Raw genomic sequence first — 25,851 nt, 5'->3', positions numbered from 1 at the left:
ATTTAATGTTTTTGCAGTGCCTTGCTTGTGTATTCAAGCAGGGTATTGTGTTTTAAAAAAAGATGTTTTAAAGCATTAGTAAAGCGCATTGTATTTTGTACTTTTGTTACACTATGAAAGAAGAACAAGTCATTTTAGTCAATGAAAACGATGAGCCAATTGGATTAATGCCAAAAATGGAGGCTCACGAAAAAGCATTATTACACCGCGCATTTTCTGTATTTATTTTTAACGATAAAAAAGAACTGATGATACAGCAGCGTGCCGCTCATAAATACCATTCTCCTTTATTGTGGACAAACACCTGTTGTAGTCACCAACGCCAAGGAGAGTCAAATATAGAAGCAGGAAAGCGCAGATTACAGGAAGAAATGGGGTTTGTGGCAGAACTTAAAGAAACCACGTCGTTTATTTATAAAGCACCTTTTGATAACGGATTAACGGAGCATGAATTCGATCATATTATGGTTGGGTACTTTAACGATGAGCCTAATATTAATCCGGATGAGGTGGCAGACTGGAAATGGATGTCTTTAGAAGCTGTAAAGGAAGATATAGCACAACAACCAGGAATTTACACCGAATGGTTTAAAATTATTTTCGATAAATTCTATCAACACATTAATGTGACAAAATAATGAGAGTAACCGTTAACAGAAAGGCTCACTTTAATGCTGCGCACAGGCTTTTTAAGGAAGGCTGGAGCGATGAGAAGAATCTTGAGGTTTTTGGCAAATGTAGTAACGCTAATTATCATGGGCATAACTACGATTTGGTAGTTAGTGTTACCGGAGAAATCGATGAAGAAACAGGGTTTGTTATGGATATGAAAATCTTAAAAGATATCATTAGAGAAGAAGTAGAAGAACCCTTGGATCATAAAAATTTAAATTTAGAAGTTGAAGCGTTTAAAACTTTAAACCCTACAACAGAAAACATAGCGGTTTATATTTACAATCAAATAAAACCAAAATTAAATCAAGATTTAAGTCTCGAGGTTACGTTGTATGAAACACCTCGAAACTTTGTAACGTATTCAGGAACTTAAACTATGAGTCAATTGTATCCATTAAAATTCAACCCGATTTTAAAAGATAAAATCTGGGGTGGTCAAAAATTAAAAACTTTATTAAATAAAGATTCTAACCTTCCTAATATTGGTGAAAGCTGGGAGATTAGTGATGTTGAGGGCGATACATCTATCGTTTCCAATGGAAGCTTAGCCGGACAATCCTTAAAGGAATTATTAGAAACCTATAAAGGGGATTTAATAGGGGAGAAGAATTACAAGGTTTTTGAAAATAAGTTCCCGTTATTAATAAAATTCATCGATGCTAAACAGGATTTGTCTATCCAATTGCATCCTAATGATGAGTTAGCTGCTAAAAGACATAATTCTTTTGGAAAAACTGAAATGTGGTATGTGTTTCAGGCCGATGAAGATTCTAATTTAATAGTAGGCTTTAATCAGGATATGACTCCTGAAAAATACTTAGAACATCTGGAGAATAAGACACTAACCAAGATTTTAAATTTTGATAAGGTTCAAACTGGAGACACTTATTTTATAGAAGTTGGTAGAGTGCATGCCATTGGTGCAGGCGTTATGGTTGCCGAAATTCAGCAAACTAGCGATATCACTTATCGTGTGTATGATTGGGATCGCGTTGATGATCAAGGAAATGAACGTGAATTGCATAACGATTTGGCTATTGATGCGATTGATTTCGATATGCCTGATAATTTTAGAGTAACCTACGGCAAGACTGAAAACACGTCTAATGAAATGGTAAGTTGCCCGTACTTTACAACAAGTTATTTAAAAGTTACCGAACCCTTAAAAAAGGAGAACAAAGAAGATTCCTTTTTAATTTATATGTGTGTTGAAGGCGATGCCGAAATTTCCGCGAATGGTGTTACCGAATCCATTAAAAAAGGAGAGACGTTATTACTTCCGGCAGCAATAAAGAATTTTGAAATAAAGGCTAAAGATGCTACACTTTTAGAGGTGTATGTATAAACAAAAAAAATCCCAAGTCATGCACTTGGGATTTTTATTTAACAAGCTGTTTTGCTTTCGTTAATCTGGACGTTATCTACCGGGAAATTAAATAAAGCACTACAAACTCTTTCGTGATGATTTAAGGTGTTTTTTGGTTTTGTAACCAAAATATTTACCAGATAGCCATTAGCCGTTTGTTTTACTAATTGCGCTTGTATGGTAAGTTTATCTTTCACAAAAGCATTTTTATGCATTTTAAATTTGTAATCTGTAAATTCAGGAACCTCCTGTAAATAAAATCCTTTAACAGGAATTGCAGCAATATCCTTTACGGTATCGTAAAGTGTGCTTGGTAATAAAAATCCGTTAGCGTTACTTATTTTTTTTGTTACTATAAATGGTACGTTTGTATATGTGTTAGTGTTCATAATTTTAAATTTTAAGTGTGCAACAATATGGGTATGAGTCTGTAGTGGCTAGGCATAAACCATAAGGCCTTGGCTGTATAACATAACTTAATAAACGATTGGACGGTTTGGGTAATGGATTTGATTGTTTTCATGATTCAAAAAATTAATGGTTATAAATTGTTTTAAAATAAAAAAGGTGCTTTTTGTAAAAAGCACCTTTTGTTGTTTATAGTTGTATAATATACGTTACATGTATTCAAGATGCTCACAGGATTGTTTAGACTTTAACATAGCAAAAGCGACCGTGCTCCACTGTTGCGAAATACGGGTACAAATCTGCTTATATGACATTCTAATTGTGTTCATCGAAGTAAATTTAAGTATAATTTTTTTATTATCGATTATTTAATTTAAAAATACGTGATTTTATTTAGGATTAATGTAATTTTGCGGCAAATAAAACACAAATAATTATGGCAAATAAAAGAGACCTTAAAAAAGACATCAACTATGTATTAGGAGACATTATTGAGGCAGTTTATGTTTGGGAGTATGCTAATACAGATAAGGATACTAAAGAAAGTTCTGCTATTGTAGATGAAGCTATTGATACTTTTGATGAGTTAATTGCAAAGGTAAATGCTAAGCCAGTTGATAGTGCAAAGGCTCATTTTAAAGCAATTAAAAATGAGTTAGAAAGCAAAGGAAATGAACTGATTGAAAAAATTAATAAATTAAGTTAATTTTTTTTGACGGATTGTTTGCAGATTTAATTTAAGAGATTATATTTGCACCCGTCAAAAACGCCGATATAGCTCAGCTGGCTAGAGCAGCTGATTTGTAATCAGCAGGTCGTGGGTTCGAGTCCCTCTATCGGCTCTAAAAGCTTCACATAATGTGAAGCTTTTTTATTGACGAAACAGCATTCAAATTTATCTTGTTTATTTTGAGTGTATTAAGAATGCCGATGTAGCTCAGCTGGCTAGAGCAGCTGATTTGTAATCAGCAGGTCGTGGGTTCGAGTCCCTCCATCGGCTCAAAAAAGCTTCACATTATGTGAGGCTTTTTTATTGGGATTTATTAATAAAGGTGCTATTACGCATTAGTTCATAATGTAGGATAGTAAGGGTTAGACAAAAAAAAGACATTCAGATTACTGAATGTCTTTTTTGTTTTTTTGTCTAGTGTTATTTATTCCGAAGCTTTTATTTTGTCGATAAAGCTTTGTAATTCTTTACCGTATTTAGACATTTTTACATTTTCTGATAAAGAATTATTAATCGTGTCTAATAAATTTATTTTAGCATTGTAAATTTCAGATAAAGCTAAGTAAGGGGCTACCTCACTGTTTTTGTTATTTAAAGCGAAATTAACCGTAAACAAATAGCGTCTCTTAATAAGGTTTTGAGACATTTTATCCAGACTATCTATCTTTTCTTGATCGTTTTCTTTTTTAGCCTCGAAACTAGCCTTAATTAAATCCAGGTTTTGGTAGTTAAGTCGGCTAATCATGTCGTTATAGCTTTCTAAAACCTTTTGCTGTTCAGAACCTTTAATTTTAGCATCTACGGCAAAATTTTTAACCGTGGTATTAATTTCAGTAATGCCTTTATCTGCGAAAAAAGAGATTCTTTCGTTTTCAGCTGTATTTTTATTTAAATATAAAAAGAACATTTCTGGAGATTCAATAGTGCTATGTAGTTCTAGTTCAGAATTTCCGTTTACTACAACAGAATCAACGGTTACCAATGCTGTGTCTTGAATTTTTTTTAGATAAACCGTTCCTTTTTTTAAGCCTTTAATGTTTGTTTTTACTGTTAAATCGTGTTGTTCCTTTCCGCAGGAAATAATAGATAATGCTAAAATTAAAAATGCAATTTTTTTCATGTATTAGTTTGTATTTAAAGTCGCAAATATGCTAATAAAATTTGGTAATTATCAAGTGGCAGAAGCCAATTCCATTAAAATAGTACAAACAATAGCAGAAATGGTTCCTATGGCGTAGCCGAATACAGCGAGTAATACACCAACAGTGGCCAGTGATGGATGAAAGGCCGAAGCAACAATAGGAGCCGAGGCAGCACCGCCTACATTTGCCTGACTACCGACCGCTAAAAAGAAATAAGGTGCTTTTATAAGTTTGGCAACTAAAATTAAAAGTCCGGCATGAATACTCATCCAAACCAATCCAACAGCAATAAGTCCTACGTTATCGAAAATAAGTTTTAAATCCATCTTCATTCCGATAGAGGCTACTAAAATATAGATGAAAATACTACCAATTTTACTGGCACCAGCACCTTCGTAATTTTTCGCTTTGGTATAAGATAAAAGAATAGCTGTAACCGTAGATAAACTAATCATCCAAAAGAATTCAGAATCTAAAAAAGTGAACATATTACGAGTCGTTGCATTTTCTATAGTAGCAACTAGGCTACCAAAAAATGGAGCAATGTATCCCGAAAGAAAATGCGAAATACTTACTGTACCAAAAGCAATAGAAAGCATGAGCATATAATCTGTTAATGTAGGGTTCTTTGTAATGCTTTCAGTATAGGTAGATACCTTTTCTTTTAAATTCTCTATTGATGAGGTATCGGCTTTAAGCCATTTATTTATTTTATCTCGTTTACCAATACCTATTAGTAATACAGCCATCCAAATATTAGCAACTACAATATCGACAAATACCATACCTCCATATAGTTTTTGGTTGTACCCGTAAATTTCCAGCATGGCCGTTTGATTTGCTCCGCCACCAATCCAGCTTCCAGCCAGGGTAGATAGTCCGCGCCACACTGCATCGGGACCTGCACCACCAACGGTTTCAGGAGAAAAAATAGATATTAATAGAATAGCAATGGGACCACCTATAATAATACCAACGGTACCTGTGAAAAACATGATAAGCGCACGCCAACCTAAGTTGAATACGGCTTTTAAATCTATACTTAACGTCATTAAAACAAGAGCGGCAGGTAATAAAAACCGACTAGTAATGAAATAAATACTGCTCTTGTGTTTTACAACTTCATTTGCCTCGTTTACGGTTTCCCATTCGGGAGCAATAAGTCCGATGGATGTTAAGATAGCCGGGACCATATAAGCCATGAATAAACCAGGAACAATTTTGTAAAATTTAGGCCAGAATCCTGTAGTTCTGGATTCTGTGTAAAATACAAACCCTAGAGACAACATGAGTAATCCAAAAGTAATCGTATCGTTTGTAAATAGAGGAGAATTATGCATTATGTATTTGTTTTTTTAAAAGGCAGCAAATTAGTAATAATATGTCAATCTATTTAATAATTACTCAATAATAACGCGTTAGCAGACTTAAAGGAATAATAATGAAAATATGGAATAAGGAAATATTACTTTGGCACAGTAATTGTTTTCTAATAAACAGTTGCATTCTAATAAAACGTTTATTGAGTGGTTACTTTAAACTTTTAGAATTGCACTTCATATTTTTGGTTGGTTAGTTAAAGTAAAAAGCATCCTGTTTAGGATGCTTTTTTATGTTAGCCTATTAATCGTAAGGACAGGCACAATATTTTTTCCTAAATAAATCGCTGAGCTTCATGTCTGTTCTTAAAATATCAATAAATATACTCAGTCGTAGTGAACTGGCTTGATAAGGTTTTAAATCGGCCAAATTAGTCCCGTAATCACTATATATAATATCTAGTAATTCTTCTTCTGTAGTGTTAGTTGCTTGTTCAAATCTTAAGTCTATACCAAAACGATTATATCTTAGCATGATACCAAAGTTTAAGCTCATGGTGTTTTTGTCTAAATCTGGTCCTCCATCACTATAAGATGTAACTTGTACACCTTCTAGTTCTGTGTCGTTATAAAAATTAAAACTAGGACCAAAATATATGCGTAAGGGTTTTAGGAGCCTTACGCCTGCTAAAATTGGAATTTCTAATTTAGAGGTTTTCCATTGGGCTTTACTTCGGGGTAATTCGTAATTATTGTTGAATGTAACGTAATTAAATTCAGGCTGAACAAAGAATATTCCAAATTCGCCGGTGACATACGCGCCTAGCTGATATCCTAATTCTTTATTTGGTTGATGATTAATGGCAGGCTCATTATTGTAGGCTCGTTGATATAATGTTCCAATTTTGTTATTATTAATGCCTCCCTTTACACCAAATGCATATTCCTGGGCATAAGTATTAGCACATATAATAAAGATTATAATAAATGGTAGTTTTAGTTTCATATACTGATAGTTTTCAGGGCTTTGTGTTTAAAATTAATTAGCTTGGTATTGTTATGGGTAATTTATTCGTTGAAACTGTTTTTTTATTCGATAACCATTTCTTTTTCGATTAACCTATCTACTTTATAGTAATATTTATGATTAATCCTATGTTGATTAGTGATGAAATTATAATTCTAAAAAGTGCATTTCGTCGATAAAACACTAATTTTAATCTTTAAATGTTAAAATTTTGTGTATTTGGTCGAATATTAATGTATTTTATCGTTGAGTAATGTTTAATAATTATATCTTTGGAGTGTACTAAATAATATACTTTTTAGTTCAATGGATTAATTAATTAATATTTGCATTATGTTGTTATTAAGGAAACCCTAAATCTACATCGTAATATAAAAGCAAATTAGAAAAGACCGAGTTTGAGGGAACTCGGTTTTTTTGTTTACCATAGTTTGAGATCCCTGTATTTTAACTATTTTAGCAAGCATGAATTGCTTTGTTAAACTCTTTTTTCTTTTCTGTATTTCATTTTCATTCGCCCAACTGCCAGAAGGCTTTGTATATGCTAAAGAGGTTATTCCGGATTTAGATGTAGATTTGAGATATTATTCCTCAAATAATTTTGTAGGAAAGCCGGTTGAAGGCTATCTAACCAATAAATTAATCCTGACAAAACAAGCAGCTTTAGCTTTAAAACAAGTGCAGGAGGAACTACAGAGCCAAAATTTGTGCCTATTGGTGTTTGATGGTTATAGGCCACAACAAGCCGTTAACCATTTTATGAGTTGGGCTAGAGATTTAAATGATACCGTAAACAAAGCCAGGTTTTATCCTGACGTTGCAAAACAGCACCTGTTTAAAGAAGAATATATTGCAACGCGCTCCGGACATAGTAAGGGGAGTACGGTGGATTTAACTATTATAGACGGGAATACCGGACAAGCTTTAGATATGGGTAGTAATTTTGATTTTTTCGGAGAAGCTTCATGGGTTAATTACAGTCATATCACGGAAAAACAAAAAGCTAACCGAAAGCTATTACAAACGGTTATGTTAAAACATGGTTTCAGAAATTATCCAAAAGAATGGTGGCATTTTACCTTAAGGAAAGAGCCGTTTCCAGCTACTTATTTCGATTTTCCAGTTAAGTAAGTTAATACCAACGCTTTTTTTTCTTTTTAGAAGCCTCACTCTTACGTCCCTTTTTATGTTTGCTACCCGTTTTATTTGACTTATGAACTATGGGTTTTGCTTTTGGATCTAAGGGGTATGGATGGTCTTCAACAATATCCAGTTGTAATTGAATAAGCTGTTGAATGTTTTTAATATACGTTTTTTCATCTGCCGAACATAAAGAATATGCTGTTCCGCTTTTTCCTGCTCTTGCCGTTCTACCAATACGGTGTACGTAGGTTTCAGGAATGTTTGGTAAATCAAAATTGATAACGGCATCCAATTCATTAATATCAATACCACGGGCAGCAACATCTGTAGCGATTAAGATATTTACGTAGCCATTTTTAAATTTGTTTAAGGCTTCTTGACGTAGGTTTTGGGTTTTATCACCATGGATGCTATCTACTTTATAACCGTTCTTTAATAAGGTTTTTTCCAGTTTATCAACGCCAAATTTGGTGCGTCTAAAAATAATAATACTTCCCTTTATGGTGTTTCTTAGTAAATGCAGGCACAATTCAATTTTATTACGTTTCGGGACGTAATATAATACCTGATTGATGTTTCTTGAGGTTGAAGAATTTTGAGCGACTTCAATACGCTCAGGAGATTTTAAAATAGTGTTTGCTAACTGTTCTACTTTATAAGGAATCGTTGCTGAAAACAATAAAATCTGTTTCTCTTTTGTACACAGACGTTCAATTTTTTTAACATCGTCAATAAAGCCCATATCTAACATTAAATCGGCTTCATCTAAAACTAAGGTCTCGACATAATCGAGGTTAACGATGTCTTGTTTGTGTAAATCTAAAAGCCTACCAGGCGTGGCTATTAAAATGTCAACACCTTTATTTAAAATATCTTTTTGAGGCTCGATAGATGTGCCCCCAAAAATTACAGCGGTTCTTAAATTAGTATACGTGCTGTAAGTTTTAAAGTTTTCAAGAATTTGAACAGCCAGTTCTCTGGTTGGACTTACAATTAAAGCTTTAATTTTTTTTCCGTTTTTAGGCGCATCTTGGTAATCGAAAAGCGATTGCAAAATAGGAAGTGCAAAAGCAGCGGTTTTTCCTGTTCCGGTTTGTGCAGATACAATAACATCTTTCTTTTCTAAAACAAATGGAATGGTTTTTTCCTGAACTAAAGTGGGATTGTCATAACCGGCTTCGGCAATGGCTCTTAAAATGGGTTTATTTAATTGTAAGTCTTTAAATGACATAGTATAATTTTATGCCACAAAGATAAGGTAATTTTAAATGAGGATTTTTTTTATTTTAATGGCATTCCAGGTATCATCTACCGAAAGTAGTTTTGTTGGTTTTAATCGGTAATCACCCAGAAAATCCCAGTCGAATTCAATGTGTAGCTTAGAAATTTCACTAATCGTCGTTTCATTGGGGTAAAATACCCAAAGGATAGAGGAGTCTAACAGACGTGGAAATAACGTTAGCATTTGGTTTACAAACTCTTCTTTAGTATCTACAAACACTAAGGCGCAATCTACACAAGAGGTAGTAACTAAGGATTCTGAATAGTTAACCTCGTCAAAAATGGCACTAAAAGATTCTGGCTTATTTAGAATATAAACGTCTTTAAAATGCTGTAGTTTTAATTTTTTAGGTAGTGTTCGCATATCTTAAATATACAAAAAATATCAAAAAGTTAGAATAGGATTTCACTAATCTTCTTATTTCAAATACTTCTTTAATTCTTCTCTTTTTTTCGGAGGAACAGAATCACTTTCAAAGAGTTTACGTAATACATCCTGACTTTTATTTTGAGAAAAAAGTAAATTGAAAAATTGATGTATGGTTACACTGTTTTGGGTACTTTCTATAAGCTGAAAGGTATCACCAATATTTACGTCACCTTCTTCTAAAACACGAACGTAGGTTCCTGAAAAGCCATGATTAATAAACTGTTTTAAAACCTCCTGCGAACCAAATTTAACACCTAATTTCCAACAAGGCTCCCGAGGTTCTGTAATTTGAATTATGGCCGACCCTACTTTGTATGTATCACCTACATAAAGTTTTGTTTCATCAAGATTTGATACAGTTAGGTTTTCTCCAAACATACCCCAGTTCCAATCAAGGTTAGGGTAGAGCAATTTCCAGAATTCATATTGATTTTCAGAGAACAAATAGCAGGCTTTAAATTCTCCACCATGATATTTTCTGTCAATAACACTATCATGCTTTACATCACTTTTTCCTAAATAAATAGGTCCTTCTGTTGGCGTCTTGTATATGCCGGTCTGTACGGGTTTATTGTTCCATATAACAGTTTTTGGGATCGAAATATTAGTGGCTTTTATTTGCATTTTACACGCTGTTGTATTGCTTTCCGAAAGGTACCAATTTTAATATTTGAAAAAAAATAACAGAATTTAAAACCCCAACTTTCTTTTTTACGTAAGTCTCGGTACGCCCCGAATATTGAAATAGTTATAATCAATAAATTATATATTATGAGAACAATTCAATTATTCGCATGTGGCTTTATGGCCTTAACACTTTCTAATTGTCAAACCGAATCTGTTGATGGTACACCCATGGATGGTTATAATAGTATGGCAAGTAAATCGGCTAAGATTTCTGAAAAAATGGAAGGGCATTCGGTTTACGTTTCTTCAAATACCTCTGGGATGTTAAGTATTTTTAATATCCACGAAAGCTTAGAAATGCCAAGTATGAAATCTTTAAGTCTGCCTTATATGGATGCCGATGGGGTAGAGTATGATGCTAATCGTGATGCTATTTATCAGGTAAACAGATCAGATAAAGCTTTGGTAGCTTTATCAAATATCGCAGAAGCTAAGGGTGGAGATGCTATGGTGCCAACAGCAATGGGACCTTCAACTTTTGAAAACGGTAGAGGTTCTGCATTATACAATAATAAGGTAGTTGTTGTAGATGATGTAACACCTGGTAAGCTTGTCAGTTATCATGTTAATGAAGATGTAATTACAGATTTCAGACAATACCATGTAGGTTTTGAGGTTTGGGATGTACATGTAAACGGTAAAGATTTATGGGCTATAGAAGATGTGACTAGTAATCTGGTATATTTTGAAAATTTCCACAATGCTAAAAGCGGAGATTTAATGTATACCGCCAAAGTGGCTATTGAAGGATTGGTACGTACGCATGGTTTAGACTATGACGCTATGACTGATACGATGGTGTTAACTGATATAGGGTCTGCAGGAGTTGCCGACGATGGAGCCTTGGTAATAATACATGATTTTTCAAGTAAGTTTATGGCTGCTATAGATAGTGGAATGCTGATGATGGACGATCAAATTCGTATTGAAGGTGATATGACCGAGTTAGGAAATCCTGTAGACGTTGCCGTAAGTCCTGATAAGGGAGCCATTTTTGTAGCCGAGCGCGCTCAACAAAAGTTATTAATTTTTGAAATGCCAATGTCTGGTGGGAATTATGCGCCTGTGTATTCAACGGCTGTCCCTGGCGCAAGCTCTGTAACAATCGATTTCTAATGAATAAAATCTCCTCTATATTTAATAGTTGTTTTTGGATTAAGTGTTAAATGGAGGTGCCTCTTACGTATTAGTAAGAGGCTTTTTTAAATGCAAAAGTCACCTTAAATTTAAGGTGACTTTTGTGTTTTTTAAGTATTAAAATTTAGTTTACAGACTTTAATTCTATATCGAATAAAAGAACAGAGCCTCCGGGAATGGTATAATAATCGAAGTTGCCATAACCTAAATGAGCAGGAACAAAAAGCGTGCCCTTGCTACCTTCATTAAAATAAGGAATACCTTCTTTCCATCCTTCAATAACTTGATCTAAATCAAAACTAACCCCAGATAGTGTGCTTTCATCAAATGTTTCCCCATTAAGGAAGTAGCCGGTGTAAGCTACGGTAACATTATTGGTTGTTGTTGGGTAGGTTCCGGTACCAGGTTCGGTAATTGTATAATACAAACCAGAATCGGTACTTTGCGCTTCTATTTCATTTTCTGTTAAATACTCTTGAATTAGAATGTCGTTTTCGGTTTTATAATTCACGTAAACTAATTCAATGTCGAATATGATAACAGATCCGGCAGGAATATCGTTGTAATTATTGCTACCATAAGCTAAATGCGCAGGAATTAATAATTTACCACGTCCCCCTTCATTAAACTTTGTTAAGCCTTCTGCAAAACCAGGAATAACATATTGCAGCAGGAAAGAAGCGCCTTCAGTGCTCTCGTCGAATACATCTCCATTGGTAAGGTAACCTTTATAAATTACTTTTACCCGATCTGTAGCGTTTTCAGGCATTTCTCCGGTACCTTGTTCTTCGATAACGTAATATAAGCCCGTTTCTGTTTTTTCAGCATTTAAATTGTTTTCGGTGATATAAGCCTGTATGTCTTCGTCATTTTGAAGACCGTAATCCACAGGGGCATCATCACTACTACACGACACAAACAAGACCAATGCCGTAGCAAATGCAAATAATTTTTTCATAAAATTTTTTTAGGGCAAATATAAGAGAACTTACCGTTTTAATCTATCTTTTTAAGAGTAAGCGTTTCATTGCCTTCGGTATCGAAAAAAGTTAAGCTTAATGCTTCTTTTTTATAACTAACCGATGCATTTAAAGCTTTATTAAAAGCATTAGGAATCGTCATATCCATACACATTTTTCTGGTTGAAGCAATTGGTCCGAATTCAATATTTCTCGCTGTAATATTTTTAATGTCTCCGGTAAAGTTATTGCAGCCATCGGTACCTGAAACTTGCATTTTAGAAATATTGATTTCCAAACCAGGAATTTGTCTTGTTTTACCAATGGCAGAATTATTAATTTTCGTTACTGTCCAAATATCGTTTAAAGCCATTTTAGGATCCTGTTTTTTTTCTAATACTTTAACTAACTTATATTTTATTGATGAAGCATCGGCAGGAACATCCTTAGGGTCTAACTGAGTTTCTGTAACTTCAATTTTTTGGAAACTTCCAAATTCAAATTCAAAACCTTCAATTGGTGCATAAAAGGTGCTCCAGGTTGCTTTGTCAACATCAACACCTTTATAAACTTGTAAACACTGCATTTTACCTGCTCCGGAACTACAGTTTACTTTTATACTGTTTACCCAGTAGGTGGTTGTTTTTATAGAATTACAAGATGTAAAAAGTGTGGCTATAATGGTTATAGGTAACATGGTTTTTAGTAATGACATATCTCAAATGTTTTTAAAGTTGTTTTCTATGTCTTTCAAATGTCTTGCCAATTTTGAAATCATTAAGTTAATGAAATGTTATAAAACTTAAAAGCCAGAATTATTTAAATGAATTTATTGTTGTTTAACGTTTTAAATAGGTGTTATTGTTGTGCGTGATGAATTTAACAGCTCCCTTTATTATTTTTATATCTAATGTGCTGAATGCGCCAACTATTTCACCATCTAATTGCAAGGTTCTCTCTTGATTGAAGGTGATTTTAGCTTCGGTTGTACTTATTACCAATGCATTTTCATTGTCTATAAAACTATCGCTAAAAATTGAGAGCCCTGCTTTTGCTAAAATATTGACATCCATTTTTTTTACCAAAACAATTTCGAACATACCATCCATGGGGTTTCCGTTGGCGTTTAATGGAACGCCTGTGCCGTACTTTCGGGAATTACATATACCTAGCATGATTCCTTGTTCATTAATAGTTTCGCCGTTTGCTTCTATTTTTATATCAAAGGTTTTAATGCTGCTTAGTTCTTTTAGAAAGTATTTGGCATAAGTAGTTATACCTCTGTTAACATCTTTGTCGTAACCTTTAACAATTTGAGCATTTAGACCAACATCACCAATATGTATGGAGTAGTTATTGTCATTAACCTGAACCATATCAAGATGACCAATGACTTCAGACATTATAATGTCTTTAAGAGCTTCTTCTGGTTTGGGGTTTACAAATAGTTCTTCGGCCATGCCATTTGCCGAACCTAAGGGAATAATTCCCATTGGAATGTTTAAATGAAGCAAAGCAGTGCAAGTAAATAAGGTTGTGCCATCTCCACCAACTGAAGCTACTTTTGTAGGTTTAAAGGTGTTAATAATATCGGTTAATTTTTGTTGGTCAGCTTTACCACTGGTTTTAAAAATGTGATAATTTATTCCGTATTTCTCACAAATAGTTACCGCATTTTTTAAAAATGGTTCTTTGTCTATACCTCCGGAAATTGGGTTAACGACTAAAAGTAATTTCATAAGGCCATGGTTTTTAAGTTTGAAACTTCTTGCTCGAAATCGATAGAGGTATCTGTTTTAAAGTAGTAGCTCGGGGTGCTTAAGGTTTGTAATTTTAGCCACATATTCTGCTGATGCGTTTTCCTTTGATGCTTGGTTTGTCGTATAAATATTTTTAAAATCCGATCAGGATACTTACTGGCAATATGGTAGTATATAATCATATCGCGTTGCGTGTCATCTCCAATAAGAATGAATTTTTGTTGAGTTAAATTTAAAATTTTGGTTATCGTTTGATACTTGAAATCTTTAGGCTTTTTATCAAATATTAATTGTTTTAAACTAAGGTATGGTGTTAAAAATAAAGGCGCTTCAGGTAGTTTGTGGTCTAATTGAATAAAGTAATTTAAAAGACTGAATAAATTGCTTTCACTTTTTGAAACGCAATAAATGTTGGACTTTGTCTTGTTTATGGATTCAAGGAAATTTAATGTGAAATGTATAGGTTGTCTTCTTTGGGGAGGTGTGAACGAAATGGTGCTAATGCGTTTTAAATTATTAGCTGTATAGGATTTAATCAGGGTATCGTCAATATCTGAAATTACGCCAAAAGCACTATTGTTTTCAGCGAAGCTAATAGGGTAATTTTGAACACTTTTAAGAGTCGAACCATTATTTGTTATAGATATCGGGAGTTGAATTGACTGGTCTAAAGTTAATTGGAATCCACCATGAGCATCGGTTTTGGTTTCAAAGGACTCATTTTTAGTGTTTATAAGAATGGGCATGTTCGAAAAGGGTTTTGTAAAATATGTCTTCAAAACATGATTTAAATTCTTTAAAATCCCAACATTTTTGTTGAGAACTGTTGGGGCTTTTTTTAAAATGACTCCGGTGATTAAGGTTTTATTATTAAGTAAATTAATAATAGAAAGTTGCCAGATTATAGGTGTGTTTTTGGGTTTAGCCAATGTGAGGTGCTTTAAATTGCTTTTCTTTAAATATACTGAATTAAATCTCTTTTATAAAACCATTTATTGCGTTCTGCTTTCTTCAAAAAAAACACTCCGAAAAAGCGGAGTGTGTTTCATGTGTTAATTTTAGTTTCTATGTTGATTTTTTTTAATCTGTTAAATTTTCAATAGGCTTTAAATTATCGTCGGGTATTCTGTCAATCATTTTGTTGTATGGATCTATTCCTGCTTTAACGGGTATTTTACTGGTTATAAATGTTAAGCTTGATTTTCCAGGTTTTATCCACATTTTTTTTAGTATAATTGGAGATTTAACAGTCATACCATTGTTGTTAACAGTATCATTATTAAAAATTCCAATTTCTAAAATGTTTGGTTGGTCTCCGGTTTTTAAAAGTTTACCGTTCCCGTCGAAATAGTTTTTAGTGCTTTCAATATAAATAGAGACTTCATATTTGTTGTCGTCTAGTTTTTTATACGTTGCATTTGAAATTTTGTTGCTGTAGAGTGTGATATTTTCAAAGCTATCTCTCAGGTAATACAGCAATGAATCTGGTGTTACAGATTTCATATAGTTATACCATTCTGTAGTGGTTGTAAATGGGGCTTTCGGACGAAACCGCGCAGCTTCGGTATACGCTTTAAAGCCACTATTTAAATTGTCTTCACCAATTAAATCCTGAAGTGCATACAGGATGAGACCGCCTTTGCGGTACCAGACGTAAGCCTGATTGTCATTATCAAGTAATGTTTTTTCAAATTTACTTTCATTGGCTCGGCTTCTTAAATAGGTGTCTAATTCTCTTTTTAAGAATTTTTGCATGGCATCTACGCCATATTCTTTTTTCATTACCATTAAAGAAGAATATTCGGCCATAGATTCAGATATTTGATTCGAGCCTCTCGTCGCCGATGGTGTGATTTGATGACCCCACCATTGATGCGCGACTTCGTGTGCCGTTACTGTAAAAAGGTAATCCAGATCGTTAGGGTCGCTAAAATCGCCCACCCATCCAAAACTCTCGGCGTAGGGTACCGTATTAGGAAAGGATTGCGCAAAGGTGGAATAGCGCGGGAATTCTAATATGCGCATCTGGCGGTATTGGTATGGACCATAATTTTTTGAATAATAGTCCATAGAGCGTTTTACGCCTGTAACAAATCGATCGATATTGTAAGTGTGTGTGGGATGATAGAAAATTTGAATGGCCACTTTTTCTCCAGAATCGCCAATCCATTCATCTTCATGAACACTGTAATTGGCCGAAGAAATATTATAGAAAAAGTCTAATTCGCCCCGCATTTTATACGTGTAATATTTCCGTCCATTTTCTTCCCATTCTTTTTGAAGATTCCCCGGCAGAATAGCTATTTGATTTGGTGCTGTGCTTACGGTGCCTTCAAAAGTGATGTAATCGGCGTCATTGTTAAATAACAAATTACTGGTTCCCCAAGGGTCGGTTTGTTCTGGTAAACTATAGTCCTTAACAGGTAAATCATGCTTTCTTCGATCTAAATCGCCCATGATTTCACCATCCGGATTATATCCAAATGAAGGGAAAAAATTATTATTTAAAAACGTACCGTTATAAACTATGCTAGAACCAGTGCCTTCATTAGGGAAACCTTTATATGTTCCTGTAACATCTAAAGTCATGCTAATGGTATCGTTGGGTTTCAGCGGACTATAGAAAGCATATATTTCGTAGCCGTAATCATCAAATCGTTTTCCTAATTTGGGATTTATGCCGTTAATTGTAAACGTGTTGATATCTTTTTTTATTAACCCTTCGGCGCCCCAGTTTAAATGTAAAGAATCAATGACTTCATCGGTTTTATTAACCATGATGTAATGGACTTTAATTTGGGCTTTTCTCTGTTCTGGGTATAGATTAGCATTTAGCTTTACATCAATCACTTTGGGTTGAGCGATCTTATCGTACTTACTCAATTCTTTTTCGTAATTAGCTTGAGCTAAGATACCCTGATCTTGGGTTTTGTAATGATTTATGGTTTTAGTGTTGTAATTTATGAATGCGCCAGAACCTATAAATAGGATGAATAAAAGGAGAAAGGTTCCTGAAGTCTTAAGGTTTAGCCTGTTTTTTAAGATGTTCCATCTTGATTTTATTCCCGAATCTGTTCCGCGAATCCAATATAGATACCCAATAACAACTAATACACCTCCACAAGCAAGCCAATACGTTCTAAACCAGAATAAGGCCGTTCCGAAGTGCCCAAAACCATTCATGTCTGATACGATATATCGCGGGGCATAGCCATATAAATATAAATTATTATCGACTTCGGCCAAAGCATTTAAACCGAAGAGCAGGGCCCATATTGCAATGGCGATAACGTGTCCTAAAAACTTTTTGGGTACTATGGAATGCACAAAAAATGCGAGCATTACAAAGGTGATGTATTTTGGAAATTCAATTAAATATAAATCGATAAAGTATTTGTCGAATTCAAAATTGAAATAGCCTTTTAATATTTGAGTAAGAACACCGCTTACTAAAACTAAATTTACAAGTAAGAAACTTATAAAAACAAGAGCTATAAATTTTGATCCGTATATGATTCTATTGGGGATAGGTAGTGCTCCAAAAATCTGATTATAATTAACATTTTGTTCTCGATGGATAACTTCTCCTGTCATGAATACAATCAGAATAAATATCAACACAATGAAATTAAAATCTTTAACTTCCAGCATGTAATAGGTGAGTGGCAAAGAGGGCGTGCCGTAAACAGGAAAGCCGTACCAGGCATCAAAAAGTAAAAAGGCAACTGCAGCAATTAAAATTGCTTTAAAGAAGTTATCTCTAACAATATTTTTTAACTCCATAAAAGCCAAACCGAACAGTAATTTTAAATTTAAACCAGCTGAAAATACTTTACTTGCTTGAGGTATTTTGGTAAGTTCGGCAGCATTATTGGTTTCAGGTATATCCTCAGTTTTCTTCTTTTTAGCATTGTAATTTTTATTCAGGAACTTTTGAAAATCGAATTTGAACAGAGCATAGGCAAAGGTAAGTAAGCCAATACCAACCCAAAGTAATCTGTTCCAGAATAATAAACTTGAAGTAAAGGGTACAGTTAAGGTGTTTTGTTCTTCGGGAGTCCAGTATTGAGTGATATTACTTAATGCCGATAGCCCAAAGGGATCCAGCATACTAACCAAATCTTTATTCTCTATATCTTGTGTTAGCGTGAGAGTAACCAGATAAGTGATAAACAGGACGGCTCCACCAGCATAGGCAAGCATGACTTTTTTGGTAGTACTGACTAAGGTGAAAAAAATACAGCCCGTAAATAAAAAGTTAGCCCAGTATAAGGTAAATGTTGGTTGAATATAATTCCATAAATTAAAGCTGGTGAACCTGTCGGCTTCTACATATCCTGCGAAAGGACCAATGGCAAAACCTATAATTAAGCCTAAATGAAGCCCAAAACCAACAAAAAATAAGGTGAATAAGGAGCCTAAAAACCGACCTAAGATATATCCTTTTTCAGATATGGGATAGGAGAAATAATAGTTCTCGGTTTTATGTTCAATATCCCTGTAAACAGGTACACCTAAAATAGCACTGGCGAGCATGGTGCCAAATATGCTTACCACACATAGCATTCGTGCAATAGCAATAGGTGAGTTTACAAATACCTTCTCTGAAGCCGGGCCGTTACCGCCAATAGCAATAATAAGTCCAAAAACTAATAAGATACCAAAATAGGCCCATGTTGCGGGTCTTTTAAATCGGTATTTAATCTCGAATAAAAAGATTTCTTTAAACATAATACAAAAGGTTTTATGAGTGAATTATGCTAAAGCAGAATCCATACGAGATGAGATTTCTGAAAAATAGACATCTTCTAAATTAGCAGGGCTGGATTCAAAAGACGCGTCTGGTTGCACATCACTTAACACATGAATGATGGTTTGTCCGCTTTTTAGGTGGGTCGAAATAACGTGCATATCAGCTTTATACTGTTCTAAATCTGATTTTTCGATGGCTTTCTTCCAGATTTTTCCTTTTACTCCCTTAGTTAATGAAATCGGGTTGCCTTGTAAAACAACTTCGCCTAAACATATGATAGCCATATTGTTGCATAAGTTAGAAACGTCGTCAACAATATGAGTGGATAGAATAACAATGGTGTTTTCACCAATTTCACTTAAAAGGTTATGAAAACGGACACGTTCGGCGGGATCTAAACCAGCTGTAGGTTCGTCTACAATAATTAATTGAGGATCACCAATAAGGGCCTGAGCAATACCAAATCGCTGTTTCATTCCTCCGGAATAGGTGCCTAAACTTTTATTGCGAACATCCCAAAGGTTGGTTTTTTTCAATAACGATTCCACCAGATCTCTTCGTTCGCCTTTATTTGAAATGCCCTTTAAAGCAGCGATATGAGATAACATATTGTAAGAACTTATTTTTGGGTATACTCCAAATTCCTGTGGCAGATACCCTAATAGTTTCCTCACTTTATCTTTTTCTTTTAGCACATCAATACCGTTAAGCGTTACCGAGCCGGAATCGGCTTGTTGAAGGGTGGCCAAGGTTCGCATCAATGAAGATTTTCCAGCGCCATTAGGGCCAAGTAATCCAAACATGCCTTTCGGAATAGTTAAGGTGACGTTTTTTAGGGCTTGTACGCCATTGGAGTACGTTTTACTTAAGTTATTGATGTGTAGCGCCATAGAAGAAGTTGTTTTAAGGTTAGTGCTACGCTAAAGATAAGTAAAAATGTAGTATTTATCTGTTAATGAGTGGGTTGTTTGTAAGGAGCGTATAAAAAAACCACTTTGCATCTGCAAAGTGGTTTCCTGTATATAAAAAGTAAAAGTGTAATTACTTTAAAATCTCGTAGCTGCGTTTAATGAAGTTTGTTAACTCTTCACCTTTTAATAACCCCTGAGATAAGCGTGCTAAATCTAAACTTTGGTTGATTAAGCGTTCTTGTTCGGCTTTATCACCTTTGTTTAAAATATCACTTACTAAATCGGAGTTGGTGTTAACAACCAGGTTGTACATTTCCGGCATGTTACCAAACATGTTCATGCCGCCACCTCCGGTAGCCTGCATTTCTTTCATACGACGCATAAATTCCGGCTGTGTAATGATGAAAGGCGATGCGTTACTATCCATAGCTTCCAATTGTACCATGAATTTTTCAGAAGGAATCACTTCTTTTAATAATTCATCTAAAACTTTCTTTTGATCTTCGTCTAACTTAGAAATGGTATTTTCATCTTTCTTAATTAAGTTATCGATGTGATCGCCATCTACACGTGCAAAAGAGATGTTTTCTTTAGTGGTTTCTAGTTTTTGGATTAAGTGAGAAACAATTGGAGAATCTAATATTAGAACCTCATAGTTTTTCGCTTTAGCGGCTTCAATGTAACTGTGTTGTGCATCGGTATCTGAAGCGTAAAGAATAACTAACTTACCATCTTTATCGGTTTGATTTGCTTTAATTTTGTTGAAAAGCTCCTCGTAAGTGTAGTAAGTGCCATCAACTGTTGGATATAAAGCGAAAGCATCAGCTTTTTCGAAGAATTTATCTTCAGAAAGCATACCGTACTCAATCACCACTTTAATGTCGTTCCATTTTGCTTCAAAATCTTCACGGTTATTGTTGAATAACGATTTTAATTTATCGGCAACTTTACGGGTAATGTATGATGAAATCTTTTTAACCGCACCATCGGCTTGTAAGTACGAACGTGATACATTTAACGGAATGTCTGGCGAATCGATAACCCCGCGTAACATAGTTAAGAATTCAGGAACAATACCTTCTACATTATCGGTAACGAACACCTGGTTTTGGTATAGTTGAATTTTATCTCGTTGCATGTTCATATCCTGTCCTAACTTAGGGAAGTATAAAATACCAGTTAAGTTAAACGGATAATCTACATTTAAGTGAATGTGGAATAACGGATCATCGAATTGCATTGGGTACAACTCACGGTAGAAGTTTTTATAATCTTCGTCCTCTAAATCGGTTGGTTGTTTTGTCCATGCCGGATTTGGGTTGTTGATGATATCGTCAACTGTAATTTGTCTGTGAGGCTCCTTAGTCTCTTTTCCTTCTTCGTCGGTAATAGTTGCAGGCTCATGCTCAGGGTCGTTGATTTCTTTGGTTCCAAATTTAATTGGAATAGGCATGAATTTGTTATATTTCGACAGTAATTCACGAATACGAGATTCTTCTAAAAATTCTGTTGAATCTTCAGCAATATGAAGAATAATTTCCGTTCCTCTATCTTCTTTAGTAGCCTCTTCTAATGTGAATTCCGGAGAACCATCACATGTCCAGTGAGCAGCAGGTGCACCTGTGTGTGATTTGGTAATGATTTCTACTTTTTCAGCCACCATAAAAGCCGAGTAGAACCCTAAACCAAAGTGACCAATAATACCTGAATCTTTAGCTGAATCTTTATACTTGTCTAAAAACTCTTCAGCACCAGAAAACGCCACTTGATTAATATATTTCTCAACCTCTTCGCCCGTCATACCAATACCCTGGTCGATGATGTGAAGTTTTTTACCTTCTTTATCTATTTTAACTTCAATCTGTGGATTGCCATATTCTGAAGTCGATTCACCAATACTGGTTAGGTGTTTTAATTTTAAAGTGGCATCGGTACCGTTACTAATTAACTCACGTAAAAAGATTTCGTGGTCGCTGTATAAGAACTTTTTAATGAGCGGGAAGATGTTTTCAACCGAAACATTAATATTTCCTTTTGTCATGATATATTGTTTTTATTCTGTTTATAATTATATGTTTTTGGGTTATTCAACAAAAATGCCAAGGCAAAAAATGTGACAAACTGACATTAAAAAAGGCCATTCCAATTACAGAATGACCTTTTTATACATTTTATAAGAGATTTTGTTATTCTTCTACTTTTCTGTTTTTTACATGTTTTTCTAACCATTGGTCTTGTTCCCACAGTAAGTGAAGAATAGATTCTTCGGCAGCATAACCATGACTTTCTTTTGGCAGCATAACTAATCTTACCGGTGCGCCTAAGCCTTTTAAGGCATTAAAATAGCGCTCACTTTGTAGAGGGTACGTTCCGGAATTGTTATCGGCTTCCCCATGAATTAGTAATAAAGGGGTTTTCATGGTGTCGGCATGCATGAATGGAGACATGTTGTAGTAGATCTCAGGAGCTTCCCAGTAATTACGCTCTTCACTTTGGAAACCGAAAGGGGTAAGCGTTCTGTTATAAGCGCCACTTCTGGCAATTCCGGCAGCAAATAAATTAGAGTGTGAAAGCAGGTTTGCTGTCATAAAAGCGCCGTATGAATGGCCTCCAATGGCAACTTTATTTCTGTCAATATAGCCTAAATCGTCAACAGCATCAATTGCAGCTTTGGCATTACCAACCAACTGTTTTATAAATGTATCGTTAGGTTCTTCGTTACCTTCACCAACAATAGGGAAAGAGGCGTCATCTAAAACCACATAGCCTTTGGTTACCCAATAAATTGGAGAACCATAGTAAGGGTAGGTGAACTCATTAGAGTTCGAAGTACTTTGTCCTGCACTGCTTTTGTCTTTATATTCCCTTGGGTAGGCCCACATTACCATTGGGTACTTTTTACCAGCTTCATAATCGGTAGGTAAATATAAAGTTCCTGTGAGCTCTAAACCATCATAACGTTTGTATTTTATAATTTCCTTATGAACATCCTGAATGCTTTTGAATGGATTTTCAAATTGTGTTAATGGCACTGGAGCTATTCGTTTTTTAATATTTCGAATGTAATAGTTAGGGTATTCATTTTTAGATTCTATTCTCACTAAAATTTCACCTTTATTCATATCTAAAGCCATAGAAATATCTTCTATTTTGTCTTTAAGTGAAGACTGATATAATCGGGTTGTTTTTTTTGTTTTAAGATCTAATTGGTCAATAAAAGGGAATTTTCCATTTTCGGTATAACCATCACCAATTAAGAAAATTTTGTTTTTAACAATGTCTAGGGTGTAACGTCCGTATTCATTTCTTGAAGTGACTGGATTTCCAGGGTCGCTGTACACATCCTGATAGTTTCTGTCTGAAATAATTTCAGGTTTTGCTGTATTGTTCGATGGATTAAAGATATAAGATTTTGTGTTTCTCGTATTCCACCAATAGTCTAAGGCTATGGCAGTATTGGCATTACCCCACTGTATACCTCTAAAACGATTGATAGTTTTTACTAATGAAGTCGGTTCACTGGTAAAAGGAGCTTCTTGCTGAAATACTTCATCTCTGTAATCAACTTTAACTTCAGGGTCTCCTTTGTCTAAGGCTTCAGCCCAAACTAAAGTGGCAGGTTGGTCACCTCTCCACGACAGGCTTCGCATTCCTGTTCTTACGGCCATAAAGCCTTGCGGTAAATCTTCAATTAAAGGGACTTCCAATACGGTTTTTATAAGTTTGGCATTGGTGTCGTAAACAGCAGTAGTTGAAGGGAACCTGTAATAAGGAACTAAATAAGAAAAAGGCTTATTAATGGTTTCTACCATAATGTAGTTACCATCTGGGGAAAAAGAAATATCTGAATACATAGCGCTAGACATCCATGAAGATGCATTGCCATCTAAATCTACCTTATATAATTCTGAAGTTACTAGTTGCTCAAAGTTGTGTTCGTCGGCTTTGTTTTTAAGTAAATCCTGATAGGTTCTGTTTTGAGCCATGACGCCGGCTTCACTCTCAGAAACTGTAGGTCCGGTAGGAACTGCTGTTTTAGTGTCGATTAAATCTTTTCTGTTTTCAGGTAACATTTTAACAAGTAAGGACATGTTGTCTTTAAACCAGTAGAATGGATCTCCTGTATTGGCATTTAAATTGTCGCTGGTGATTTTTTTAGCCGATGTATTGGCAATGTCTAACACCCATAGTTCAACACCGTTTGAAGTGGTATTGGTAAATGCCATTTTTTCCTGGTTTGGAGACCAGGAGAAATTAGAAAGCCTTGGGTTTTCGGGTAAGCCACTAACAGTCGTTTCGGTGCTTTTTCGTCCAACGCGGACTTTTATATTGTTATAATAACGTTCTCTACTGCTAATATTAGTTTTAGGATTTATACGTAAACCACCCAGGCGCATTTCGGTTTCCGATAAGGTAGCAATACTTTTAAAATTGCTTCGGTAAAGGAATACCATGTTTTCACCTTTGCTATCAATTCGAATGGAAGGAGCTAAAGGAGCAGTAGCAAGTTCTAAGATTTCTTTTGAGGGTTTTTGATACGTTAAATTTTCTTGACCGTGGATACTAAGTCCGGTGACAAGAAAACAGTAAAATAGAAATTTTTTCATTTTGAATGATTTGAATTAGTCAAGCATTAAATTTAATTAAAACGGGGTAATAAAATTAAAAAGTAATGTTAAAAGGTCCGATATTCTCACTTGAGGTATTAGAATACATTTTAATGCTTTTTGTAGTTTTGATAGTAAATAATATATAACTTGTAATGAGTATAACTAAACTAAATTCAAAATAATGTACAATTCAAAAATTATTGGCTTAGGAAAGTATGTGCCGGATCATGTGGTAACCAACCACGATTTATCTAAAATGATGGATACCAATGATGAGTGGATTCAGGAACGTACCGGAATACAGGAACGCCGTTGGGTAGAAATCGGTAGTGGAGATACCACGGCCACCATGGGTGTTAAAGCCGCTAAAATAGCAATCGAGCGCGCAGGTATCGATAAAGATGATATCGATTTTATCATATTCGCAACCTTGAGTCCGGATATGTATTTCCCAGGACCAGGAGTTCAGGTGCAGCACGCTTTAGATATTAAAACAGTGGGTGCTTTAGATGTCCGAAACCAGTGTTCTGGATTTGTATATGCCATTTCGGTAGCCGATAATTTTATTAAAACCGGGATGTATAAAAACATCTTGGTTATTGGTAGTGAATTACATTCGCACGGCTTAGATAAAAGCACACGAGGGCGAGGGGTTTCAGTAATTTTTGGAGACGGTGCGGGGGCCGCAGTTTTAACTCGTGAAGAAAACAACAATAAAGGCATTTTGTCGACGCATTTACATTCGCAGGGGGAACATGCCGAGGAATTGGTATTGACTGCTCCTGGAATGGGAACGCGCTGGGTAAATGATATTTTGGAAGATAATGACCCTGATGATGAAAGTTACTATCCGTATATGAACGGACAGTTTGTATTTAAAAATGCAGTGGTGCGTTTTAGTGAAGTAATAATGGAAGGGCTAATGAAGAATAATTTAACGCCAGAAAATATTGATATGCTGATTCCGCATCAGGCAAATTTACGCATCGCTCAGTTTATTCAGAAGAAATTTAAGTTGAATGACGACCAAGTATTTAATAATATTCAAAAGTACGGTAATACCACTGCAGCGTCTATTCCCATTGCTTTAACCGAAGCCTGGGAGGAAGGAAAAATTAAAGATGGTGATACTGTGGTTTTGGCTGCTTTTGGTAGTGGGTTTACTTGGGGTAGTGTTATTATAAACTGGTAGAAAAAACAACAAAAAAACCCAAAACGGGGAGTTTTGGGTTTTAAAGCTATTAATCAACTTCAAATTAACACAATCTGTATTTTTGAAGAATGTATTATATAAGACGTTAAAAGTTGCGTTTTATTGCAGTAGCCTTATGGTTTAACGCCATTTTAACACAATAAAAAATCCGGAAGTTTGAGAACAACCGGATTTTATTTATACAATTCTTACGTTTTGTAATGTTATAATAATGTGTAGACGACTAACTCTAAATAATTATTTTTTTGAATAATAGCAAGATTGTATAAAGACGTAACGTAAACAGGTTTTAGTTATTGT

The 25,851-nt window shown here is 34.8% G+C and carries 22 protein-coding genes and 2 tRNA genes; 9 read left to right on the top strand and 15 right to left on the bottom strand.

Features of this window, described 5'->3' with window-relative positions:
* The first annotated feature begins 113 nt into the window (after window positions 1-113).
* Genes idi through RBH94_RS01705 form a run of 3 tightly spaced genes read left to right on the top strand, consistent with a single transcriptional unit; the run spans window position 114 to window position 2,020 of the window.
* Entirely contained in the window at window positions 114-638 is a 525-nt protein-coding gene (idi, locus tag RBH94_RS01715; protein ID WP_307882109.1) for an isopentenyl-diphosphate Delta-isomerase, read from the top strand.
* Window positions 638-1,048, top strand: coding sequence for a 6-carboxytetrahydropterin synthase (locus RBH94_RS01710; protein WP_307882108.1), 411 nt, complete (start codon window positions 638-640; stop codon window positions 1,046-1,048). The genes idi and RBH94_RS01710 overlap by 1 nt, the downstream gene beginning before the upstream one ends.
* A 3-nt stretch (window positions 1,049-1,051) precedes the next feature.
* Window positions 1,052-2,020: a type I phosphomannose isomerase catalytic subunit gene (locus RBH94_RS01705; RefSeq protein ID WP_307882107.1), complete on the top strand. Its 969-nt coding sequence runs from the start codon at window positions 1,052-1,054 to the stop codon at window positions 2,018-2,020.
* A 38-nt stretch (window positions 2,021-2,058) separates the two neighbouring features.
* Here RBH94_RS01705 and RBH94_RS01700 read toward each other — a convergent pair whose 3' ends face one another.
* Window positions 2,059-2,430: a hypothetical protein gene (locus RBH94_RS01700; protein ID WP_188224707.1), complete on the bottom strand. Its 372-nt coding sequence runs from the start codon at window positions 2,428-2,430 to the stop codon at window positions 2,059-2,061.
* 455 nt (window positions 2,431-2,885) lie between these two features.
* Between RBH94_RS01700 and RBH94_RS01695 the strand changes: the two genes are divergently transcribed.
* The 3 genes from RBH94_RS01695 (at window position 2,886) to RBH94_RS01685 (ending at window position 3,449) form a co-directional block, all read left to right on the top strand.
* Window positions 2,886-3,155: a hypothetical protein gene (locus RBH94_RS01695; protein WP_188224708.1), complete on the top strand. Its 270-nt coding sequence runs from the start codon at window positions 2,886-2,888 to the stop codon at window positions 3,153-3,155.
* A 62-nt stretch (window positions 3,156-3,217) separates the two neighbouring features.
* A tRNA-Thr gene (locus RBH94_RS01690) sits at window positions 3,218-3,291 on the top strand.
* A gap of 84 nt (window positions 3,292-3,375) precedes the next feature.
* Window positions 3,376-3,449 (top strand) — tRNA-Thr (locus RBH94_RS01685).
* A gap of 154 nt (window positions 3,450-3,603) precedes the next feature.
* Here RBH94_RS01685 and RBH94_RS01680 read toward each other — a convergent pair.
* The 3 genes from RBH94_RS01680 to RBH94_RS01670 all read right to left on the bottom strand — a co-directional run bounded on the left by RBH94_RS01680 (window position 3,604) and on the right by RBH94_RS01670 (window position 6,646).
* Window positions 3,604-4,299 (bottom strand): DUF4369 domain-containing protein, encoded by a 696-nt coding sequence (locus RBH94_RS01680; protein WP_307882106.1) that lies wholly within the window; start codon window positions 4,297-4,299, stop codon window positions 3,604-3,606.
* 51 nt (window positions 4,300-4,350) lie between these two features.
* The gene (locus tag RBH94_RS01675) at window positions 4,351-5,661 is read right to left on the bottom strand and encodes a DUF819 domain-containing protein (RefSeq protein ID WP_307882105.1); all 1,311 of its coding nucleotides are present in this window, start codon (window positions 5,659-5,661) and stop codon (window positions 4,351-4,353) included.
* A 283-nt stretch (window positions 5,662-5,944) separates the two neighbouring features.
* Entirely contained in the window at window positions 5,945-6,646 is a 702-nt protein-coding gene (locus RBH94_RS01670) for a porin family protein (protein WP_307882104.1), read from the bottom strand.
* Between the two features lie 486 nt (window positions 6,647-7,132).
* Here RBH94_RS01670 and RBH94_RS01665 point away from each other — a divergent pair, with 486 nt between their 5' ends.
* Entirely contained in the window at window positions 7,133-7,798 is a 666-nt protein-coding gene (locus RBH94_RS01665) for a M15 family metallopeptidase (RefSeq protein WP_307882103.1), read from the top strand.
* A 1-nt stretch (window position 7,799) separates the two neighbouring features.
* Here RBH94_RS01665 and RBH94_RS01660 read toward each other — a convergent pair whose 3' ends face one another.
* From RBH94_RS01660 to RBH94_RS01650, 3 genes are read right to left on the bottom strand one after another with little or no spacing between them, the layout of a single operon-like run.
* Window positions 7,800-9,041, bottom strand: coding sequence for a DEAD/DEAH box helicase (locus RBH94_RS01660; protein ID WP_307882102.1), 1,242 nt, complete (start codon window positions 9,039-9,041; stop codon window positions 7,800-7,802).
* Between the two features lie 33 nt (window positions 9,042-9,074).
* Window positions 9,075-9,455, bottom strand: a complete 381-nt coding sequence (locus RBH94_RS01655; RefSeq protein ID WP_188224713.1) for a hypothetical protein — start codon at window positions 9,453-9,455, stop codon at window positions 9,075-9,077.
* Between the two features lie 54 nt (window positions 9,456-9,509).
* Entirely contained in the window at window positions 9,510-10,145 is a 636-nt protein-coding gene (locus tag RBH94_RS01650; RefSeq protein ID WP_307882101.1) for an MOSC domain-containing protein, read from the bottom strand.
* A gap of 147 nt (window positions 10,146-10,292) precedes the next feature.
* Here RBH94_RS01650 and RBH94_RS01645 point away from each other — a divergent pair, with 147 nt between their 5' ends.
* Complete coding sequence (locus tag RBH94_RS01645; RefSeq protein WP_307882100.1) at window positions 10,293-11,324, top strand: hypothetical protein; 1,032 nt, start codon at window positions 10,293-10,295, stop codon at window positions 11,322-11,324.
* Window positions 11,325-11,469: 145 nt separating this feature from the next.
* Here the strand turns inward: RBH94_RS01645 and RBH94_RS01640 are convergent, their stop codons facing one another.
* From RBH94_RS01640 to RBH94_RS01605, 8 genes are all read right to left on the bottom strand, one after another.
* Window positions 11,470-12,303, bottom strand: a complete 834-nt coding sequence (locus tag RBH94_RS01640) for an FKBP-type peptidyl-prolyl cis-trans isomerase (RefSeq protein WP_307882099.1) — start codon at window positions 12,301-12,303, stop codon at window positions 11,470-11,472.
* Window positions 12,304-12,341: 38 nt separating this feature from the next.
* Window positions 12,342-13,019, bottom strand: coding sequence for a DUF4377 domain-containing protein (locus RBH94_RS01635; protein WP_307882098.1), 678 nt, complete (start codon window positions 13,017-13,019; stop codon window positions 12,342-12,344).
* 124 nt (window positions 13,020-13,143) lie between these two features.
* The gene (locus RBH94_RS01630) at window positions 13,144-14,043 is read right to left on the bottom strand and encodes a diacylglycerol kinase family protein (protein WP_307882097.1); all 900 of its coding nucleotides are present in this window, start codon (window positions 14,041-14,043) and stop codon (window positions 13,144-13,146) included.
* A complete protein-coding gene (locus RBH94_RS01625) occupies window positions 14,040-14,810 on the bottom strand; it encodes an App1 family protein (RefSeq protein ID WP_307882096.1) in 771 nt (256 codons plus the stop codon). Before RBH94_RS01625 ends, RBH94_RS01630 begins: the two co-directional genes overlap by 4 nt.
* 334 nt (window positions 14,811-15,144) lie before the next feature.
* On the bottom strand, window positions 15,145-18,795 hold the full coding sequence (locus tag RBH94_RS01620; protein ID WP_307882095.1) for a M1 family aminopeptidase: 3,651 nt from the start codon (window positions 18,793-18,795) through the stop codon (window positions 15,145-15,147).
* A gap of 24 nt (window positions 18,796-18,819) precedes the next feature.
* Window positions 18,820-19,707 (bottom strand): ABC transporter ATP-binding protein, encoded by an 888-nt coding sequence (locus tag RBH94_RS01615; RefSeq protein ID WP_307882094.1) that lies wholly within the window; start codon window positions 19,705-19,707, stop codon window positions 18,820-18,822.
* Between the two features lie 151 nt (window positions 19,708-19,858).
* Complete coding sequence (htpG, locus tag RBH94_RS01610; RefSeq protein WP_307882093.1) at window positions 19,859-21,769, bottom strand: molecular chaperone HtpG; 1,911 nt, start codon at window positions 21,767-21,769, stop codon at window positions 19,859-19,861.
* 145 nt (window positions 21,770-21,914) lie between these two features.
* Complete coding sequence (locus RBH94_RS01605) at window positions 21,915-24,335, bottom strand: S9 family peptidase (protein WP_307882092.1); 2,421 nt, start codon at window positions 24,333-24,335, stop codon at window positions 21,915-21,917.
* A gap of 184 nt (window positions 24,336-24,519) precedes the next feature.
* Here RBH94_RS01605 and RBH94_RS01600 point away from each other — a divergent pair, with 184 nt between their 5' ends.
* Window positions 24,520-25,530, top strand: a complete 1,011-nt coding sequence (locus tag RBH94_RS01600) for a 3-oxoacyl-ACP synthase III family protein (RefSeq protein WP_307882091.1) — start codon at window positions 24,520-24,522, stop codon at window positions 25,528-25,530.
* Window positions 25,531-25,851: the final 321 nt, after the last annotated feature.

Origin of the sequence: Aestuariibaculum sp. YM273 (genome assembly GCF_030908365.1) — a bacterium.
GTDB lineage: Bacteria > Bacteroidota > Bacteroidia > Flavobacteriales > Flavobacteriaceae > Aestuariibaculum > Aestuariibaculum marinum.
Note: the sequence above shows the minus strand (reverse complement) of the source record. Positions and strands in the feature narration are given on the sequence as shown.

Excerpts from the sequence above, each read along its gene's own strand:
- RBH94_RS01665 (WP_307882103.1), top strand. The coding sequence starts at position 7,133 with ATGAATTGCTTTGTTAAACTCTTTTTTCTTTTCTGTATTTCATTTTCA.
- RBH94_RS01640 (WP_307882099.1), bottom strand. The coding sequence starts at position 12,303 with ATGAAAAAATTATTTGCATTTGCTACGGCATTGGTCTTGTTTGTGTCG.
- RBH94_RS01680 (WP_307882106.1), bottom strand. The coding sequence starts at position 4,299 with ATGAAAAAAATTGCATTTTTAATTTTAGCATTATCTATTATTTCCTGC.
- RBH94_RS01675 (WP_307882105.1), bottom strand. The coding sequence starts at position 5,661 with ATGCATAATTCTCCTCTATTTACAAACGATACGATTACTTTTGGATTA.
- RBH94_RS01700 (WP_188224707.1), bottom strand. The coding sequence starts at position 2,430 with ATGAACACTAACACATATACAAACGTACCATTTATAGTAACAAAAAAA.
- RBH94_RS01695 (WP_188224708.1), top strand. The coding sequence starts at position 2,886 with ATGGCAAATAAAAGAGACCTTAAAAAAGACATCAACTATGTATTAGGA.
- RBH94_RS01630 (WP_307882097.1), bottom strand. The coding sequence starts at position 14,043 with ATGAAATTACTTTTAGTCGTTAACCCAATTTCCGGAGGTATAGACAAA.
- RBH94_RS01625 (WP_307882096.1), bottom strand. The coding sequence starts at position 14,810 with ATGCCCATTCTTATAAACACTAAAAATGAGTCCTTTGAAACCAAAACC.
- RBH94_RS01705 (WP_307882107.1), top strand. The coding sequence starts at position 1,052 with ATGAGTCAATTGTATCCATTAAAATTCAACCCGATTTTAAAAGATAAA.
- RBH94_RS01660 (WP_307882102.1), bottom strand. The coding sequence starts at position 9,041 with ATGTCATTTAAAGACTTACAATTAAATAAACCCATTTTAAGAGCCATT.
- RBH94_RS01710 (WP_307882108.1), top strand. The coding sequence starts at position 638 with ATGAGAGTAACCGTTAACAGAAAGGCTCACTTTAATGCTGCGCACAGG.
- RBH94_RS01620 (WP_307882095.1), bottom strand. The coding sequence starts at position 18,795 with ATGTTTAAAGAAATCTTTTTATTCGAGATTAAATACCGATTTAAAAGA.
- RBH94_RS01650 (WP_307882101.1), bottom strand. The coding sequence starts at position 10,145 with ATGCAAATAAAAGCCACTAATATTTCGATCCCAAAAACTGTTATATGG.
- RBH94_RS01615 (WP_307882094.1), bottom strand. The coding sequence starts at position 19,707 with ATGGCGCTACACATCAATAACTTAAGTAAAACGTACTCCAATGGCGTA.
- RBH94_RS01645 (WP_307882100.1), top strand. The coding sequence starts at position 10,293 with ATGAGAACAATTCAATTATTCGCATGTGGCTTTATGGCCTTAACACTT.
- idi (WP_307882109.1), top strand. The coding sequence starts at position 114 with ATGAAAGAAGAACAAGTCATTTTAGTCAATGAAAACGATGAGCCAATT.
- RBH94_RS01600 (WP_307882091.1), top strand. The coding sequence starts at position 24,520 with ATGTACAATTCAAAAATTATTGGCTTAGGAAAGTATGTGCCGGATCAT.
- RBH94_RS01670 (WP_307882104.1), bottom strand. The coding sequence starts at position 6,646 with ATGAAACTAAAACTACCATTTATTATAATCTTTATTATATGTGCTAAT.
- htpG (WP_307882093.1), bottom strand. The coding sequence starts at position 21,769 with ATGACAAAAGGAAATATTAATGTTTCGGTTGAAAACATCTTCCCGCTC.
- RBH94_RS01655 (WP_188224713.1), bottom strand. The coding sequence starts at position 9,455 with ATGCGAACACTACCTAAAAAATTAAAACTACAGCATTTTAAAGACGTT.
- RBH94_RS01605 (WP_307882092.1), bottom strand. The coding sequence starts at position 24,335 with ATGAAAAAATTTCTATTTTACTGTTTTCTTGTCACCGGACTTAGTATC.
- RBH94_RS01635 (WP_307882098.1), bottom strand. The coding sequence starts at position 13,019 with ATGTCATTACTAAAAACCATGTTACCTATAACCATTATAGCCACACTT.